Source organism: Rhizobium sp. L9 (assembly GCF_002531885.1).
Lineage (GTDB): Bacteria > Pseudomonadota > Alphaproteobacteria > Rhizobiales > Rhizobiaceae > Rhizobium.
On the sequence record NZ_NWSZ01000031.1, the window covers coordinates 47,388 to 63,179 of the forward strand.

Here is a 15,792-nt window from a genome sequence, read left to right on the forward strand (position 1 = left end):
ACTTATGATTCGCTCTGGCCTATTCCAGCCCTTGCACACCAATCGCGCAAGGGGGTAAGCGCCTCGTGCTCGAGCGCGACATCCAGATAAGCGAGTGTGCGCGGCATATGTTTGAGATAGCCGGGCTTGCCGTCCCGCTGCAGCAGCCGCACCCAGAGACCGGCAAGCTTGCAATTGCGCTGCGCCGACATGATCGCCCATGCTTTCAGAAATCCGACTTCGTCAAAGCCGCCCTGTCTGCGGCGAAGCGCCATATAATCATCCATCAGCTGCCGGAAAAGCTGCGGCTCGATCGTGACGCGGGCGTCCTGGACAATGGAGGCAAGGTCATAGGCGGTGGGCCCGATCATGGCGTCCTGGAAGTCGATGAGGCCGATCTTTCTGATGCCCGGCTCCTGCGGCCGCCAAATGATGTTCGGTGAGTGGAAATCGCGCAGCAGCAGGTTCTTTTCGACCGTGGCAAGTTCATCGATCAGGGCGTCCCAGATCGCCAGATATTCCTTGCGCTCTGCCTCCGAGGGGGCGGTGCCGCGCTTCCAGGCAATGTGCCAGTCGAGCAGAAGCTGCACCTCCATTTTCATCGCCGTGCGATCGAAGTCCGGTATGTGATGCCCATGGGTGGCGGAAACCGGTATATCCTGCGGAAATTGCATGGAATGAAGATGGGCAAGACAGGCGACGCTTTGCCGGTAACGCTCGACGATCGGCCGCCCCTCGTCATCGAGCACACCTTCGGTGCCGAGATCCTCGATCAAGAGGATGCCCTTGTCATAATCGACCTTATAAATCTCCGGCGCCGCAAATCCCCGTTCGCGCAGCGCATCGGCAATCGCAACGAAGGGATAGGCGTTCTGTGCCAGATGTGCGACCTTGGGATAGGGCTTGCCGTCGTGGACCGGCGGTCCCTCGGGATGCGGCTGCCAGTCCATCAGGATGAGACGGCCCTTGATGCTCTCACGATAGATCGCCTCGTAGGCACGCAGCGATGCATCGCCAGTCAGGAAGCGACGTTTGGCATCGGAACAGCCTGCGTCTTCGAGGAAATTGCGGATCGCCAGGACGCGCCGGATGCGCAAAGCCTGTGCGCCGGCGGCGCTGATCGTCGCTCGGCGGCCGTTGCCTTCATGGGTCAGCGTCAACGTGATGCATTCCTCAGGCAACTCGCTCGCTGCCATCTCCGGCCATTCGACGAGGCATATGCCGTTCTGCAGGGCCTCGTCGAATCCGAGCTCCGTCAATTCACCGGGATCGCCGAGCCGGTAGAGATCGAAGTGCGAAACCGGGATACGCAGGTCGTAGGATTGCACCAGTGTGAAGGTCGGGCTCGGGACTTCGAGCCCATCGTCATCGGCAATGGCACGCAGGATCGCACGGGCAAGCGAGGATTTGCCGGCGCCGAGATCGCCCGACAGGGCAAGACAATCGCCGGCCTTCAAGGCCAATGCCAGGTCTTCGCCGAGGCGAACCGTGGCCGCTTCGTCCTTCAGAAACAGCGAGATCGTATCGTCGGTCGTCATTCGGCGGCGGCGGAATGCGGTATGTTGACCGAGGGGATACGGCAGACGACCGTCGTGCCCTTGCCCGGCTCGCTGTCGATCGTCACGTCGCCATGATGCAGGCTGACGAAGCTGTCGACGATCGACAGGCCGAGGCCGGCGCCGCCGCGTTTGCCGCTTTTAGCCCCGGTCGCGAACCGGTCGAAGACCGTCGCGATCATATCGGGCGAAATACCGGGGCCGCGATCGCGGACGGAGAACACGAAATCCGTGCCTTCGCGATGGCATTCCAGCGAGATCGAGGTACCCTCTGGCGAGAAATTCGCCGCATTGGCAAGAAGTTTCAGAAGGATCTGCTTCAGCCGCTGCGGATCGGCGATGATCGAGCCGAGATACGCAGGCGCGGTGATTTCGAGGGCGACGCCGCTTTCGTGCAGCCGGTCGGCGATCTGCATCGAGACGTCGTCCAGCAGGTCGTTGAGATCGATCTCGGCATAGTTCAGACGCATGATGCCGGCATCGACCGTCGCAAGATCGAGAATGTCGTTGACGAGGGTCAGCAGAACCGAGGACGAAGTCGAGATGTGGTCGATATATTCGGCCTGCCGTTCATTCAGCGGCCCAACGCCCTGCGTGCGCAGCAGATCGGTAAAGCCGATGATATTGGTCAGCGGTGAGCGAAGTTCATAGGAAACATGCTGGACGAAGTCGTTTTTCAATTCGTCGGCTTTGCGGAGCGCCTCGTTCTTCTCGGTCAACGCGCGCTCGGCCCGCACGCTGTCCGTCATGTTGACGAAGGTCAGCATGGTCTGCGCGTTCGGCAGCGGGATGACGGCGTAATCGAGCACGAGGCCGGAGAAGAGTTCCAGCGTCCCCTGGCTCGAGCGACGTTCGTCATCGAAGCTGGTGATCAGTTCCGCAAAGGTCTTCCAGCCGTCCGGCCGGTCATAGGACGGTGCGCACGCCTCGCCCAGCGCGCGGATATGGGTTCCGGGCTTGGCTTCGGTTTCGGTAATTCCCCAGAGCGCCCGGAAGGCCGGATTCGACAGGCGGATACGTCCATCGGGCCCGAATACCGCGACACCTTCGGAAAGGTGATCGATCGTTTCACCCTGTACCTTGACCAGCGTGTTATAGCGGGTTTCGAGATCGACCTGTTCGGTCAGATTTTCGAAAACCCAGGTGGCGCCGCCCTGGGGATGGGCGGTCGCAAAGACGCGCAGCGTCTGGCCGTTCGGCAGGTGCCAGAGATCCGATTGCGTATCGAGCGTGCGATAGACCGAAAGGGCCGCTTCCTTCCAGCTTTTCCAGTTGAGCTGGTCCGGCAGTTTCTTGGCCGCCCGCAGCCGCTCGAGCAGCTCGCTATTGTCGGGCCGGCTTTCAAGGAAGGCGATATCCAGTTCCCAGAGGGCGACGAAGGCCTGGTTGTAGAACTGCAGCCTCCGCTCGCCGTCGAAGATGGCGACGGGTGTCGCGAGATGATCGAGCGTTTCGGCGTGGCTCTTCAGGGTCCGCTCCAGCTCGGCGCGGACCGCTTCGATGTCGGATACGTCGACAGCAATGCCGGCCGAGCCGCCGGGAACCTTGACGTCGACGACGTCGAAGAAGGTTCGGTTGCCGCGCACGACCGTCGAGATCGTGTCATGGAAAGGTGATTCCGGCGTCGCCGTCGCGCGAATGCGTTCGCGTGCCACGGTCGTCAGCATCTCGCGGCCTTCGTTGATCGCCTGCTGCGGCGAGCGCGCCTCGACCGCATCGCCATAAGCCTGATTGACCCAGGTCAGGCGGCCCGCCGGGTCGCGCTGCCAGGCCGGCATGTCGATCGCGTCGAGCATGGTCTGGAAGGCCGAGATCGAGGTCATCAACCGGTCGCGCTCGATCCTGAGTTCGGCAAGCTCGGCGCGCAGATTGTTCAGCGCCACGAAGCGGACGAAGGCGCGTCCGCCGGAAACCCGGCCCTGCGCCTCGAGGATTTCATCGCGGATGGTCTCGACCACCATGTCGAAACTCTGCGCTCCGTCGCGCAGCCGGTCGATCGCCTTTTCCAGCTCCGAGGCGGAGTGTGACTTCAGCCAGAGGCCGAAGGCCAGGAATTCGCCATCCTGCGGTGCGCCAGTCTCGGGCGGAAGCTGCCCAAGCAGTTCCGGGCGCGCATTGCCGTCCCAGATGACGATGCGCCGGTTCTTGTCGGCGATCAGCGCCTGATATTGCGAAATGCGTTGCTGGGCATCCGAGAGCGCCGAGCGGATGTCCCGGCTCTCGTTTTCCAGATTGCCGCGCTGGCGCACGAGCCAGAGCGTTGAAAGCAGGGCCGCCGATATGACGCCGATGACGACGGAAACGCCAACGACCTGCGAGGAGGTGAAAAGGTGAGCCGAGGCCGCCGCCTGCTGCTCGCTTTGTGCCAGAACCGGCCGCGCCAGCGCGGCAAGCGCCGTGCCGGCCGCGCAAGTTTTCAAGAAGCGCGCCAATGATCCATGCTTTTGCTTTGCGGCCTCGTGTGCCGTTGCAGATTTATATCCCTGGCCTGCCATGAACGGACGGCGATGCTTACAAGCATCATCATCCGCCTGACCGGGCAGGCTGTTTTTCACTTCCGACATCCGCGGTATGTCTCCGTCCTTCAATGTGCCGCATTACGACAAGACATCCCATTTTCGGAGCGGTCGAACGGAGTCCGGCGTCCCGAATCAAGTCTTAAAACAATACTTCGGAAGGGAATCGGCGGGAAGGGAGCGGCCAAAAAATAAGCCGCGGCATTTGTCAATGCCGCGGCTTCTACATCTTGTGGATATCGACGACCCTATCAATATCTGTAGTGGTCGGACTTGAACGGGCCCTGCGGCTTCACGCCGATATAGGCAGCCTGCTCTTCGCTGAGCTGGGTCAGCTTCACGCCGAGCTTGTCGAGATGAAGGCGTGCGACCTTTTCGTCGAGATGCTTCGGCAGGATGTAGACCTTGTTCTCGTACTGGCCGGGCTTGGTGAAGAGTTCGATCTGCGCCAGCGTCTGGTTGGTGAAGGAAGCCGACATCACGAAGGACGGATGGCCGGTCGCATTGCCGAGGTTGAGCAGACGCCCTTCGGAGAGGAGGATGATGCGGTTGCCCTTGGGGAACTCGATCAGGTCGACCTGCGGCTTGACGTTGGTCCACTTGAGGTTACGCAGCGCGGCGACTTCGATTTCGTTGTCGAAATGGCCGATATTGCCGACGATCGCCATATCCTTCATCTGCCGCATGTGATCGATGCGGATGACGTCCTTGTTGCCCGTCGTGGTGATGAAGATGTCGGCAGAGGAAACGACGTCTTCCAGAAGTACGACTTCGTAACCGTCCATGGCGGCCTGCAGAGCGCAGATCGGATCGGCTTCGGTCACCTTTACACGGGCGCCGGCGCCGGAGAGCGAGGCAGCGGAACCCTTGCCGACGTCGCCGTAACCGCAGACGACGGCGACCTTGCCGGCCATCATCACGTCGGTGCCGCGGCGGATGCCGTCAACCAGCGATTCCTTGCAGCCGTATTTGTTGTCGAACTTCGACTTGGTGACGGAGTCGTTGACGTTGATCGCCGGGAAGGGCAGCAGGCCCTTCTGGCTGAGCTGGTAAAGGCGGTTGACGCCGGTCGTCGTTTCCTCGGTGACGCCCTTGATCGCGTCACGCTGCTTGGTGAACCAGCCTGGAGAAGCGGCGAGCCGCTTCTTGATCTGGGCGAAGAGGATTTCTTCTTCTTCCGAATGCGGGTTCGAGAGCACGTCCTCGCCGGCTTCGGCGCGGGCGCCGAGCAGGATGTACATGGTGGCGTCGCCGCCGTCATCGAGGATCATGTTGGAAAGGCCACCATCGGCCCACTGGAAGATCTTGTCGGTATAGACCCAATAGTCCTCGAGCGACTCGCCCTTGATAGCGAAGACCGGAACGCCGGCGGCGGCGATCGCGGCGGCAGCATGGTCCTGGGTCGAGAAGATGTTGCAGGAAGCCCAACGGACTTCGGCGCCGAGCGCAACCAGGGTTTCGATCAACACGGCTGTCTGGATGGTCATGTGCAGCGAACCGGTGATGCGCGCCCCCTTGAGCGGCTTTGCCTCACCGAACTCGGCGCGGCAGGACATCAGCCCCGGCATTTCGGTTTCGGCGATCGTAATTTCCTTGCGGCCGAAATCCGCAAGCCCGATATCGGCGACGACATAATCTTTTTCAGTGCTCATAGAGGTCTCCAGGCTGAAAAACGTCTCAAAAATTGGCGCAGGCGCAAGCAAGCGCACGGCATATCCGCCGTTTAGCAGGCTTCGCCTGGGATGGCAATAAGGATATAAAGAAGTCTTTATATGTTTATATGAGCTCGGCCGAACTCACATTTCTTCGCCGAACTTGTTCTGGATCAGCTGATCCAGGGCCTCCAGAGCTTCCTGAGCCTGGCTGCCGCTTGCCGAGACGACGACGCTGGAGCCGGGGCTTGCCGCAAGCATCATGAGACCCATGATCGAGGTGCCGCCGACCGTCATTCCATCCTTGGAAACGGTGATGGCTGCATCGAAATTCTCGACCATCTGCACGAATTTAGCGGAGGCGCGAGCGTGAAGGCCGCGCTTGTTGATGATGAGGAGTTCCCGGGAAAGCGATGTCATGAAGCGCCGTTATTTTCCGCTGAGCACGCGGCTCGCGACATTGATATATTTCCGCCCGGCTTCGGAAGCCTCCACCAGCGCCTTCTCCATGTTGTTCTCGCCGCGTACGCCGGCGAGTTTGATCAGCATCGGCAGGTTCATGCCGGCAATGACTTCGGTATGGCCGCTGCTCATGACCGAGATGGCGAGGTTGGAAGGCGTGCCGCCGAACATATCGGTCAGGATAACAACGCCATGGCCGTCATCGGCGCCGGAAACGGCTTGCAGAATGTCCTGCCGTCTCTGGTCCATGTCGTCTTCGGGGCCAATACAGACCGTCTCGATGAATTTCTGAGGACCGACGACGTGCTCGACAGCATGACGAAACTCTTCAGCCAGCTTGCCATGAGTGACAAGCACAAGTCCGATCATGATATTACTGCTCCCATATACGCAAACGGTGGCTGAGATATCGCAATGCAGCAATTTCGTCCACCGGTGGCGGCACATCTTGGCTATGAAAAGCCGAAGTGCAAGATAAAAATGCAAATATATAAGGCGGATTGATCAATCCGGAAGCCTTCAGCATCCGATGTCAGGCGCTTTCGCCATCAGGATCGCCAGCGGCGAGGCAACATTTGTGAGCAGCCGCAATGCGGGAAGCGAAAAACCCGGGGCGAGACTGACGATTTCGCCCTCCGCAGGGACGCGGTTTTCACCGGAAGCGCTGCCGGGAAGCACGGCATAGTGCATGGTTGCCGGGGACACGTGATACTGCCGGACGATTCCAGTGCCGCGAAGTTCGATCAACCCGGCGATCGACGGCGGACAGGTGGCGATCACCGTGCCGGTCTCTCCCGACAGAAGCACCTGATCATCGGCGACCAGCGCCGTGAACACCCCAAGGCGGCGCGCCTCGGTCATGCAGGTGAAAGCCAGCATCGATTTCCCCCAGCCCGAGGGACCGCTGAACAGCAGCCCCGTTCTGCCGACGACGATCGCCGTGGCATGGATGTTGGCGGCCGCCGTCATGCGGCTGGATCGAGGGGCAGGGCGAGGATAAAGCGCGCGCCGAGCACCTGCCCGGTTTCGGCGTCGGTAATGTTCTCTGCTCTGAGCGACCCGCCATGCGCCTCGGCGATCTGGCGGCTGATCGACAGGCCGAGCCCCGAATTCTGGCCGAAGCCTTCGGATTCAGGTCGGTCGGTATAGAAGCGCTCGAAGATGCGATCGATATTTTCCGCCTGGATGCCGGGACCGTTGTCTTCGATCGTGGTGACACAGCGCGACCGTGTCCGCATCAGCCGCACGATGATCTTCCCGTCCTTTTCAGGGACGAAGGAGCGGGCGTTCTCGATCAGATTGGTGACGATCTGGCCGATGCGCAGGTCGTGACCGTTGACGACGAAGCGCGTCTTGATGTTCGGCTTGCGCTCGACGACATAGTCGATCTGCACTTGCTTTTTGCTGCCCCTGATCTGGCGCGACACGTCGATCAGGTCGCGCAGCAGCACCTCCATGTCGATGGAGGCGGCGTCGACGCGTGCGAGTTCGGCATCGAGCCGCGAGGCGTCGGAAATGTCGCTGATCAGGCGATCGAGGCGGCGGACATCGTGCTGAATGACGTCAAGCAGCCGTTTCTTGGAATCCTCCGACCTGGCGAGCGGCAGAGTTTCGACGGCGCTGCGCAGCGAGGTCAGCGGGTTCTTGAGCTCGTGGCTGACATCGGCGGCAAAGCTCTCGATGGCGTCGATGCGGTCATAAAGCGCTGTCGTCATCTCGCGTAATGCGATGGAGAGGTTGCCGATTTCGTCCTGGCGAGCGGAAAAGTCGGGAATTTGCTCACGTGTCTTGGCGCCGCGGCGAACGCGGATGGCGGCTGCCGAAAGACGACGCAGGGGATTGGCGATCGTCGATGAGAGCACCAGCGACAGCAGTACGTTGACGAGCGTCGCCACGCCGAAAACGCGCATGATGGCCAGTCGTTCGGCATGGACGATATTGTCGATGTCACCGGCCTGCGTCGACAACAGCAGCACGCCGAGCACGGCGCGGAAGCGCTGGATCGGAACGGCGACGGAAACGATGAGTTCGCCTTTCTCGGTGGTGCGCACGACCGCGCCGCGCACGCCGGTCAGCGCGTTCATGACCTCCGGATAGATCGAGCCGTCGCCGCCCGGCGCTTCCTTATAGAGCGGCAGGTTGCCGGGCTGCAGCGCCTTGTTGAACAGTGTCGCGAACCAGTCGCTCCAGGTCTGTTTTTCTTCCTCAACAGGCGGCAGGTCGAAGCGCAGCACCTGACCGCGCGAATAGAGGTGACGCGAATCGAGCAGCAGATTGGCGTCGGCATCGAAGATGCGCGCGCGTGTGCGCGTAGGCGAGATCAGCCGACGCAAGACGGGAGCGACCTTCTCGGGGTCGATCGGAAATTCCAGGTCCTCGTCGTTCGGCACTGGGGTGATGCTCTGGCCGGCCTGCAGTTCGAGCAGCTTTTGCGGATCGATGGTGATCGAGTTCGTATCGACCGACGCGGAAGCCGAAACGGCGCCGGCGATGATTTCACCCTGCGTCAACAGGCTTTCGGCGCGGGCGTCGATCAAGCCTTCGCGAAACTGGTTGAGATAGAGAATGCCGCCGACGAGCACCACCAGCGCGACGAGATTGAAGAACAGGATGCGCCGCGTCAGGCTCGAAAACACCGCATTGCCGAAGATGCGGCGGATCAGCGTAAAGGGATGCGACCAACGGCGGCCTCGGACGCGACGGGTGCTCACGCCCTCCGCGTCGTCCAAATCCCTTTCCTGCACCAACTGTGCCAATGATAGGCCCTTTCGAAAGGTTGGGCCCGATAAACTGGCCGGCAACCTTCAATATTTCCAGCTGTGCCGCTCGGGCTCAAGCTGCTTCGCGGAAGCGGTATCCCACTCCGTAGAGCGTTTCAATCATATCAAAGTCGGTATCGACCATCTTGAATTTCTTGCGCAGCCGCTTGATGTGGCTGTCGATCGTCCGGTCGTCGACATAGACCTGTTCATCATAGGCCGCATCCATCAGCGCGTCGCGGCTTTTCACGACACCGGGGCGCTGCGCCAGCGAATGCAGGATCAGGAACTCCGTCACCGTCAGCGTCACGGCCTCGCCCTTCCAGGTGCAGGTATGGCGCTCCTGGTCCATGACCAGCTGTCCGCGCTCGAGCGAGCGGGCCTGCTGCACCGCTCCGGCTTTCGGCGCAGCGCCGGGGCTTGTGCCGCCGGCGGCCGCGGCTTCGCGGCTGGAGGCGCGACGCAGGACGGCGCGGACGCGCTCCACCAGCAGACGCTGCGAAAACGGCTTGGTGATGAAATCGTCCGCGCCCATCTTCAGGCCGAACAACTCGTCGATCTCCTCATCCTTAGAGGTGAGGAAGATGACCGGAATATCCGATTTCTGCCGCAGGCGGCGCAGCAGCTCCATGCCGTCCATTCGCGGCATCTTGATGTCGAAGATCGCCAGCTGCGGCGGTCGCGCCAGAATGCCGTCGAGCGCCGAAGCACCGTCCGTATAGGTCTCGACCTTATATCCTTCGGCCTCCAGTGCGATCGACACCGAGGTGAGGATGTTGCGGTCGTCGTCAACGAGCGCGATTGTCGGCATGGTGTTGGTCTCCGTCATCAGTGCGCAATCTCCCGGATTTTCGTCGTCCCCAGGCGGTCTCAATGACCGGATGCGCTTATGGAGGATAAAGGTGGAACAAATTGTGGCAAAGATAAAGGGGAAGATTGTCGCTAGATTCGGCGGCACTCGTAAGTTGTGGCCGGAAATCTTTCAACGTTGTCTCTTCAAACGATTTAAAAAGACCGAAACAAATTTAAATCGATTAATTAATTGATATTACTATATTTTCTTGATTTTGGTCTCTTGTCTTTTAAAATTTCTCCCCGTATTTTCCCGGTTAGTTTTAACGGCAACGAGCCTGAGCAAAGGGAACTAGCCATGGAAAAGTTCGGAGTTCATAACCCGGCAACGGAGCTTGCAACGGTTGGATTGGGCGGCGCAGCCAGCGTCCGCTATAACTTTTCCGCCGCAGCGCTCTATGAAGAAGCGATCCGCCGGGGTGAAGCCGAACTGACCGCTCAGGGCGCGCTTCGGGCCCTCACCGGTCAGCATACGGGCCGTTCGCCGCGCGACAAATTCATCGTTTGCGACGCCAATACCGATGGTCAAATCTGGTGGGACAACAACAAGCCGCTCTCGCCGGAGCATTTTGCCCTGCTGCGCGACGACATGCTGGCGCATGCAGCCGGCAAGGAGCTGTACGCTCAGGATCTTGTTGGCGGTGCCGAGGAAGGCCATGCCCTGCCGACCCGTGTCATCACCGAATTCGCCTGGCATTCGCTGTTCATCCGCAATCTGCTGATCCGCCCCGAGGCGGCGGCGCTGCCGACCTTCGTGCCGAAGCTGACGATCATCGATCTGCCGAGCTTCAAGGCCGATCCGGCCCGCCACGGCTGCCGTTCGGAAACGGTGATCGCCTGCGATCTCACCAACGGTCTCGTTCTCATCGGGGGCACCTCCTATGCCGGCGAAATGAAGAAGTCGGTCTTCACCGTGCTCAACTACCTGCTGCCGGCCAAGGGTGTCATGCCGATGCACTGCTCGGCCAATGTCGGCCCGGACGGTGACGCGGCGGTCTTCTTCGGTCTTTCCGGCACCGGCAAGACGACGCTTTCGGCCGATCCGGCCCGCACGCTGATCGGTGACGACGAACATGGCTGGAGCGAAAACGGCATCTTCAACTTCGAAGGCGGCTGCTACGCCAAGACCATCCGCCTCTCGGCCGAGGCCGAGCCGGAAATCTACGCAACGACGCAGCGCTTCGGCACTGTGCTCGAAAACGTCGTCCTCAACGAAAATCGCGAGCCCGATTTCGATGACGGTTCGCTGACTGAAAACACCCGTTGCGCCTACCCGATGCATTTCATTCCGAATGCCTCGGAAACCGGCCGGGCCGGGCATCCGAAGACGATCATCATGCTGACCGCCGACGCCTTCGGCGTCATGCCGCCGATCGCGCGGCTGACGCCCGATCAGGCGATGTATCACTTCCTCTCCGGCTACACCGCCAAGGTGGCCGGCACCGAAAAGGGTGTCGTCGAGCCGGAAGCGACCTTCTCCACCTGTTTCGGCGCGCCCTTCATGCCGCGTCATCCGGCCGAATACGGCAACCTGCTCAAGGAGCTGATCAGCCGCCACGGCGTCGAGTGCTGGCTTGTCAACACCGGCTGGACCGGCGGCGCCTACGGCACCGGCAAACGCATGCCGATCAAGGCGACGCGCGCCCTTCTCGCTGCCGCGCTCAGCGGCAAACTCGGAAAGGTCGAATTCCGCACGGACACGAATTTCGGCTTTGCCGTGCCGGTTTCCGTCGATGGCGTCGACGGCGGCATTCTCGATCCGCGCTCGACCTGGGCCGATAAGGCAGCCTATGACGCGCAGGCCGAAAAGCTGGTCTCGATGTTCATCGCCAACTTCGCGAAGTTCGAGAACCACGTCGATGGCGGCGTCCGCGATGCGGCTCCAGGTGTGAAGATCGCAGCCGAATAAGAAGCGCAGCCAGTGTGCAGCGGTTTTGCCAGGCAAAGCGCGAAGCGCTTTTGCCGGGAATTGCGCTAAACAGAATCTCTGATTCACGTGAAACCCGGCATCGCAGGATTGCCGGGTTTTCTCTTTAACGGCCGATATTTTCAATTGGCGGCCGATATGAGATAGAACGCCGCATGGCCAGCGACGCACTCTATATCGACGACAGGATCACCATCGCGGGATGGGAACTGACTGAACAGTTCGTCCTCGCGGGCGGTCCCGGCGGGCAGAACGTCAACAAGGTTTCGACCGCGGTCCAGCTGTTCTTCAACATCGCGAATTCGCCTTCCCTCAATGATCGCGTCAAAGCCAAGGCGATCAAGCTCGCCGGCCGACGCATGTCGAAGGAGGGCGTGCTGATGATCGAGGCGAGCCGCTTTCGCAGCCAGGACCGCAACCGCGAGGATGCGCGCGAGCGGCTGAAGGAACTGATTCTGGAGGCGGCCAAGCCGCCGCCACCACCGCGCAAGAAGACCAAGCCGACCAAGGGTTCGGTCGAACGCCGCCTGAAGGAAAAATCCGGCCGCTCGGAAGTCAAGAAAATGCGGGGCCGCCCCGGCGGCGGCGAATGACATGCCCGAGCTTCTGAACGGCATCCGCCATCTGCCCGGCTATCTCGACCGGGCGCGCCAAGCGGAATTGGTCGAGGTGATCCGTGCCGTCGTCGCCGAAGCTCCGCTCTATGTGCCCGTCATGCCCGGCACCGGCAAACCGATGTCGGTCAGGATGACCAATTGCGGGCCGCTCGGATGGGTGACGGACAAGGAGCGCGGCTATCGCTATCAGCCGACGCACCCGGCAACCGGCCGGCCCTGGCCTGAGATGCCGGCGCCTTTGCTCGATATCTGGAATGAGGTTTCCGGCTGTGAGAAGCCACCGGAGGCCTGCCTCGTCAATTTCTATTCCGACGACGCCCGCATGGGCCTGCATCAGGACAAGGACGAGCAGGATCTGCAGGCGCCGGTCGTCTCGATCTCGCTCGGCAACAGCTGCCTCTTCCGCATCGGCGGCCTCAACCGCAATGATCGCACGCTGTCCTTCAAGCTTGCGAGCGGTGATTTGGTCGTGCTGGGCGGCGAGGGGAGGCTTTGTTATCATGGCGTCGACCGCATCCACCCCGCGACATCGACGCTGTTGAGAAACGGCGGCCGCATCAATCTGACGCTGCGCCGCGTTCGTCCGTGAAATTTGATCGTCTGCTATAGTTTTCTGAGCGCGACCTGTTCGATCAGATGATCCTTGCCCTTTTTCAGGATGAGATCCGCTCGCGGCCGCGTCGGCAGGATGTTCTGGCGCAGGTTCTTCAGGTTGATGTTCGCCCAGAGATCTTCGGCGATTTCGAGCGCTTCCCCATCGGTGATCGAGGCGTAGCGATGGAAATAGGAGTTCGGATCGCGGAAGGCGGTTTCCCGCAGCCGCATGAAGCGCGTCACGTACCAGTTGTGGATCTGGTCTTCCGCGGCATCGATATAGATCGAGAAGTCGAAGAAGTCGGACACCATCGGCACGATCTTGCCGTCGGCTGGCAGGTTGCGCGATTGCAGCACGTTGATGCCTTCGAAGATCAGAATGTCGGGCCGGTCGACGATCTTGTATTCGTCCGGCAGCACGTCATAGACGAGATGCGAATAACACGGCGCCTTCACATCGGGCCGCCCGGCCTTGATCGCCGAGAGGAAGCGCAGGATCGCGCCAGTATCGTAGCTTTCCGGGAAACCCTTGCGTTGCATCAGCTTTTCCCGCTGCAGCACCGCGTTCGGGTGGAGGAAGCCGTCTGTCGTGATGAGATCGACCTTCGGGCTGGAAGGCCAGCGGCCCAGGAGCTCCTTCAGGATACGGGCTGTGGTCGATTTTCCCACAGCGACCGAGCCGGCGATGCCAATGACGAAAGGCGTCTTCGTTACATCCGACATGCTGAGGAAGCGGTTGCGTTGGTCGAACAGCATCTGCGAAGATTCGACATGCGACGAGAGCAGGCGCGACAGCGAGAGGTAGATGCGCCGGACCTCGTCGAGATCGATCGGGTCGCCCATTGAGCGCAGCCGCTTGACCTCGTCACCGGTGAGCGTCAGCGGCGTGTCGGCGCGGAATTTCGCCCATTGCTCGGAAGAGAAGAAATGGTAGGGCGAATAGGATTCAGACTGGAAGTGATCCAATATCTCCGGCACCCCGATAATCTCAGTCGCGATACTCATGAACTCTGCCGGCTGGCCTTTTCCTTGAGACCGGACTGCGCGGTTCTGCGCTCGAGTTCGGCCATGACATTCTCTAGCGGTATTTCAGCAATCTTCAATACGACCAATAGGTGATAGAGCAGATCGGCCGCCTCATAGGTCAGATTGTCGCGATCGCCCGTCACCGCCGCCATCACCGCTTCGATTGCCTCTTCGCCGAGCTTCTTCGCCGCTTTAGGCTGGCCGGCGGCCACGAGTTTGGCTGTCCAGGACTGCTCCGATGAGGCTTTCGATCGCTCTTCGACGATGCGTTCGAGGTCGGAAAGGGAAAATCCGCTCATTGTTCGTTCTCAGGCTTCAGTCGAGACGCATGTCGATGCCGCACTTCGACATATAGTGTTTTGCCTCGCCAACGGTATAGGTGCCGAAGTGGAAGATCGATGCGGCCAGCACGGCATTGGCATGGCCCTCCTTGACCCCGGCGACGAGATCGTCGAGGTCGCCGACGCCGCCGGATGCGATGACCGGCACACGCACCGCATCGGCGATCGTCCGCGTCAGCTCCAGGTCGTAGCCGACCTTGGTGCCGTCACGGTCCATGGAGGTGACCAGCAGTTCGCCGGCCCCGCGCGCCACCATCTTCTGCGCGAATTCGATGGCATCGATGCCGGTCGCGTTGCGGCCGCCATGCGTATAGATTTCCCAGGCGCTGAGATTGTCGCCGCCGACCGCTTGCGTGCGCCTGCGCTTGGCGTCGATCGAGACGACGATGCACTGGTCGCCGAACTTATCGGCCGCCTCGGCGACGAAATCGGGATTGCTGACAGCTGCCGAGTTGATCGACACCTTGTCGGCGCCGCACAGCAGGAGCTTGCGGATGTCGGCAATGGTTCTGACCCCGCCGCCGACGGTCAACGGCATGAAACATTGCTCGGCCGTGCGCGCCACGACATCGAAAATCGTCTCGCGATTGTCCGAGGATGCGGTGATGTCGAGGAAGCAGAGCTCGTCGGCGCCGGCCGCGTCATAGGCCTTCGCCGCTTCGACCGGATCGCCGGCATCGACGAGATTGAGAAAATTGACGCCCTTGACGACACGGCCGTCCTTGACGTCGAGGCAGGGAATGACACGAGCCTTGAGGGTCATTAGGCAGTCTCCTTGGCCTTGTTGGCCTTGATCAGCGCCAGCGCTTCCTGGGGGTCGATGCGGCCGTCGTAAAGCGCCCGGCCTGAAATCGCCCCTTCCAGCTTCTGCGCATCGGGCTGCAGCATGCGCTTGATATCTTCGATAGAGGCAAGGCCGCCCGAAGCGATAACAGGAACGGAGACGGCATCGGCGAGTTCCAGTGTCGAGCTCCAGTTGATGCCGGTCAGAATGCCGTCGCGGTCGATATCGGTGTAGATGATCGCCGCAACGCCGGCGCCCTCGAATTTCCGGGCAAGCTCGATGATGCCGAGTTCGGAAGCTTCAGCCCAACCCTCGACGGCCACCTTGCCGCCCTTGGCATCGATACCGACAGCGACGCGGCCCGGAAATTTCCGGCAGGCCTCGATGACCAGCGCCGGATTTCTGACGGCGACGGTGCCGAGGATGACCCGCCGCAACCCGCGCGACAGCCAGGCTTCGATGTGGTCGAGGGTGCGGATGCCGCCGCCGAGCTGCACCGGATTTTTTGTCGCCTTCAGGATCGCCTCGACGGCGTCGCCATTGGCCGAATGTCCCGCGAAGGCGCCATCGAGATCGACCACGTGCAGCCATTCGAAACCCTGGTCTTCGAATGACTTCGCCTGGGCGGCCGGATCGGTGTTGTAAACCGTCGCCTGTTGCATGTCGCCGAGCTTTAGGCGAACGCATTGGCCGCCCTTCAGATCGATCGCGGGAAAAAGGATCATGT

15 protein-coding genes are annotated in these 15,792 nt (G+C 61.0%); 3 read left to right on the forward strand and 12 right to left on the reverse strand.

What is annotated here, in order from left to right; all coding sequences use genetic code 11:
* Positions 1-2: 2 nt before the first annotated feature.
* The 8 genes from tsaE to CO660_RS26995 all read right to left on the reverse strand — a co-directional run bounded on the left by tsaE (position 3) and on the right by CO660_RS26995 (position 9,735).
* Positions 3-1,517 (reverse strand): tRNA (adenosine(37)-N6)-threonylcarbamoyltransferase complex ATPase subunit type 1 TsaE, encoded by a 1,515-nt coding sequence (gene tsaE / locus CO660_RS26960; protein ID WP_097601326.1) that lies wholly within the window; start codon positions 1,515-1,517, stop codon positions 3-5.
* Positions 1,514-4,099: a PAS domain-containing sensor histidine kinase gene (locus CO660_RS26965; protein WP_097601327.1), complete on the reverse strand. Its 2,586-nt coding sequence runs from the start codon at positions 4,097-4,099 to the stop codon at positions 1,514-1,516. The genes tsaE and CO660_RS26965 overlap by 4 nt, the downstream gene beginning before the upstream one ends.
* A 203-nt stretch (positions 4,100-4,302) precedes the next feature.
* Positions 4,303-5,703 carry an adenosylhomocysteinase gene (ahcY, locus tag CO660_RS26970; protein WP_011423435.1) on the reverse strand — a complete coding sequence of 467 codons (1,401 nt, stop codon included), beginning with the start codon at positions 5,701-5,703 and terminating at the stop codon, positions 4,303-4,305.
* A 144-nt stretch (positions 5,704-5,847) separates the two neighbouring features.
* Positions 5,848-6,123 carry an HPr family phosphocarrier protein gene (locus CO660_RS26975; protein ID WP_011423436.1) on the reverse strand — a complete coding sequence of 92 codons (276 nt, stop codon included), beginning with the start codon at positions 6,121-6,123 and terminating at the stop codon, positions 5,848-5,850.
* 9 nt (positions 6,124-6,132) lie between these two features.
* Positions 6,133-6,534 carry a PTS sugar transporter subunit IIA gene (locus CO660_RS26980; RefSeq protein ID WP_011423437.1) on the reverse strand — a complete coding sequence of 134 codons (402 nt, stop codon included), beginning with the start codon at positions 6,532-6,534 and terminating at the stop codon, positions 6,133-6,135.
* Between the two features lie 150 nt (positions 6,535-6,684).
* Complete coding sequence (locus tag CO660_RS26985; RefSeq protein WP_097601328.1) at positions 6,685-7,134, reverse strand: serine/threonine protein kinase; 450 nt, start codon at positions 7,132-7,134, stop codon at positions 6,685-6,687.
* A complete protein-coding gene (locus CO660_RS26990) occupies positions 7,131-8,921 on the reverse strand; it encodes a sensor histidine kinase (protein WP_097601329.1) in 1,791 nt (596 codons plus the stop codon). Before CO660_RS26990 ends, CO660_RS26985 begins: the two co-directional genes overlap by 4 nt.
* 76 nt (positions 8,922-8,997) lie before the next feature.
* On the reverse strand, positions 8,998-9,735 hold the full coding sequence (locus CO660_RS26995; protein WP_210421955.1) for a response regulator transcription factor: 738 nt from the start codon (positions 9,733-9,735) through the stop codon (positions 8,998-9,000).
* A 339-nt stretch (positions 9,736-10,074) separates the two neighbouring features.
* On the opposite strand from CO660_RS26995, the gene CO660_RS27000 reads away from it, so the two are divergent.
* From CO660_RS27000 to CO660_RS27010, 3 genes are all read left to right on the forward strand, one after another.
* The gene (locus CO660_RS27000; protein ID WP_097601331.1) at positions 10,075-11,685 is read left to right on the forward strand and encodes a phosphoenolpyruvate carboxykinase; all 1,611 of its coding nucleotides are present in this window, start codon (positions 10,075-10,077) and stop codon (positions 11,683-11,685) included.
* A gap of 173 nt (positions 11,686-11,858) precedes the next feature.
* Positions 11,859-12,296: an alternative ribosome rescue aminoacyl-tRNA hydrolase ArfB gene (gene arfB, locus CO660_RS27005; RefSeq protein ID WP_097601332.1), complete on the forward strand. Its 438-nt coding sequence runs from the start codon at positions 11,859-11,861 to the stop codon at positions 12,294-12,296.
* A 1-nt stretch (position 12,297) separates the two neighbouring features.
* Entirely contained in the window at positions 12,298-12,909 is a 612-nt protein-coding gene (locus CO660_RS27010; protein WP_097601333.1) for an alpha-ketoglutarate-dependent dioxygenase AlkB, read from the forward strand.
* A 14-nt stretch (positions 12,910-12,923) separates the two neighbouring features.
* Here the strand turns inward: CO660_RS27010 and coaA are convergent, their stop codons facing one another.
* From coaA to hisA, 4 genes are read right to left on the reverse strand one after another with little or no spacing between them, the layout of a single operon-like run.
* Complete coding sequence (gene coaA, locus CO660_RS27015; RefSeq protein WP_085776451.1) at positions 12,924-13,919, reverse strand: type I pantothenate kinase; 996 nt, start codon at positions 13,917-13,919, stop codon at positions 12,924-12,926.
* Positions 13,916-14,239 carry a phosphoribosyl-ATP diphosphatase gene (locus CO660_RS27020; RefSeq protein WP_097601334.1) on the reverse strand — a complete coding sequence of 108 codons (324 nt, stop codon included), beginning with the start codon at positions 14,237-14,239 and terminating at the stop codon, positions 13,916-13,918. The genes coaA and CO660_RS27020 overlap by 4 nt, the downstream gene beginning before the upstream one ends.
* A gap of 16 nt (positions 14,240-14,255) precedes the next feature.
* On the reverse strand, positions 14,256-15,044 hold the full coding sequence (gene hisF / locus CO660_RS27025) for an imidazole glycerol phosphate synthase subunit HisF (RefSeq protein ID WP_020920029.1): 789 nt from the start codon (positions 15,042-15,044) through the stop codon (positions 14,256-14,258).
* Positions 15,044-15,790, reverse strand: a complete 747-nt coding sequence (gene hisA / locus CO660_RS27030) for a 1-(5-phosphoribosyl)-5-[(5-phosphoribosylamino)methylideneamino]imidazole-4-carboxamide isomerase (protein ID WP_097601335.1) — start codon at positions 15,788-15,790, stop codon at positions 15,044-15,046. The genes hisF and hisA overlap by 1 nt, the downstream gene beginning before the upstream one ends.
* Positions 15,791-15,792: the final 2 nt, after the last annotated feature.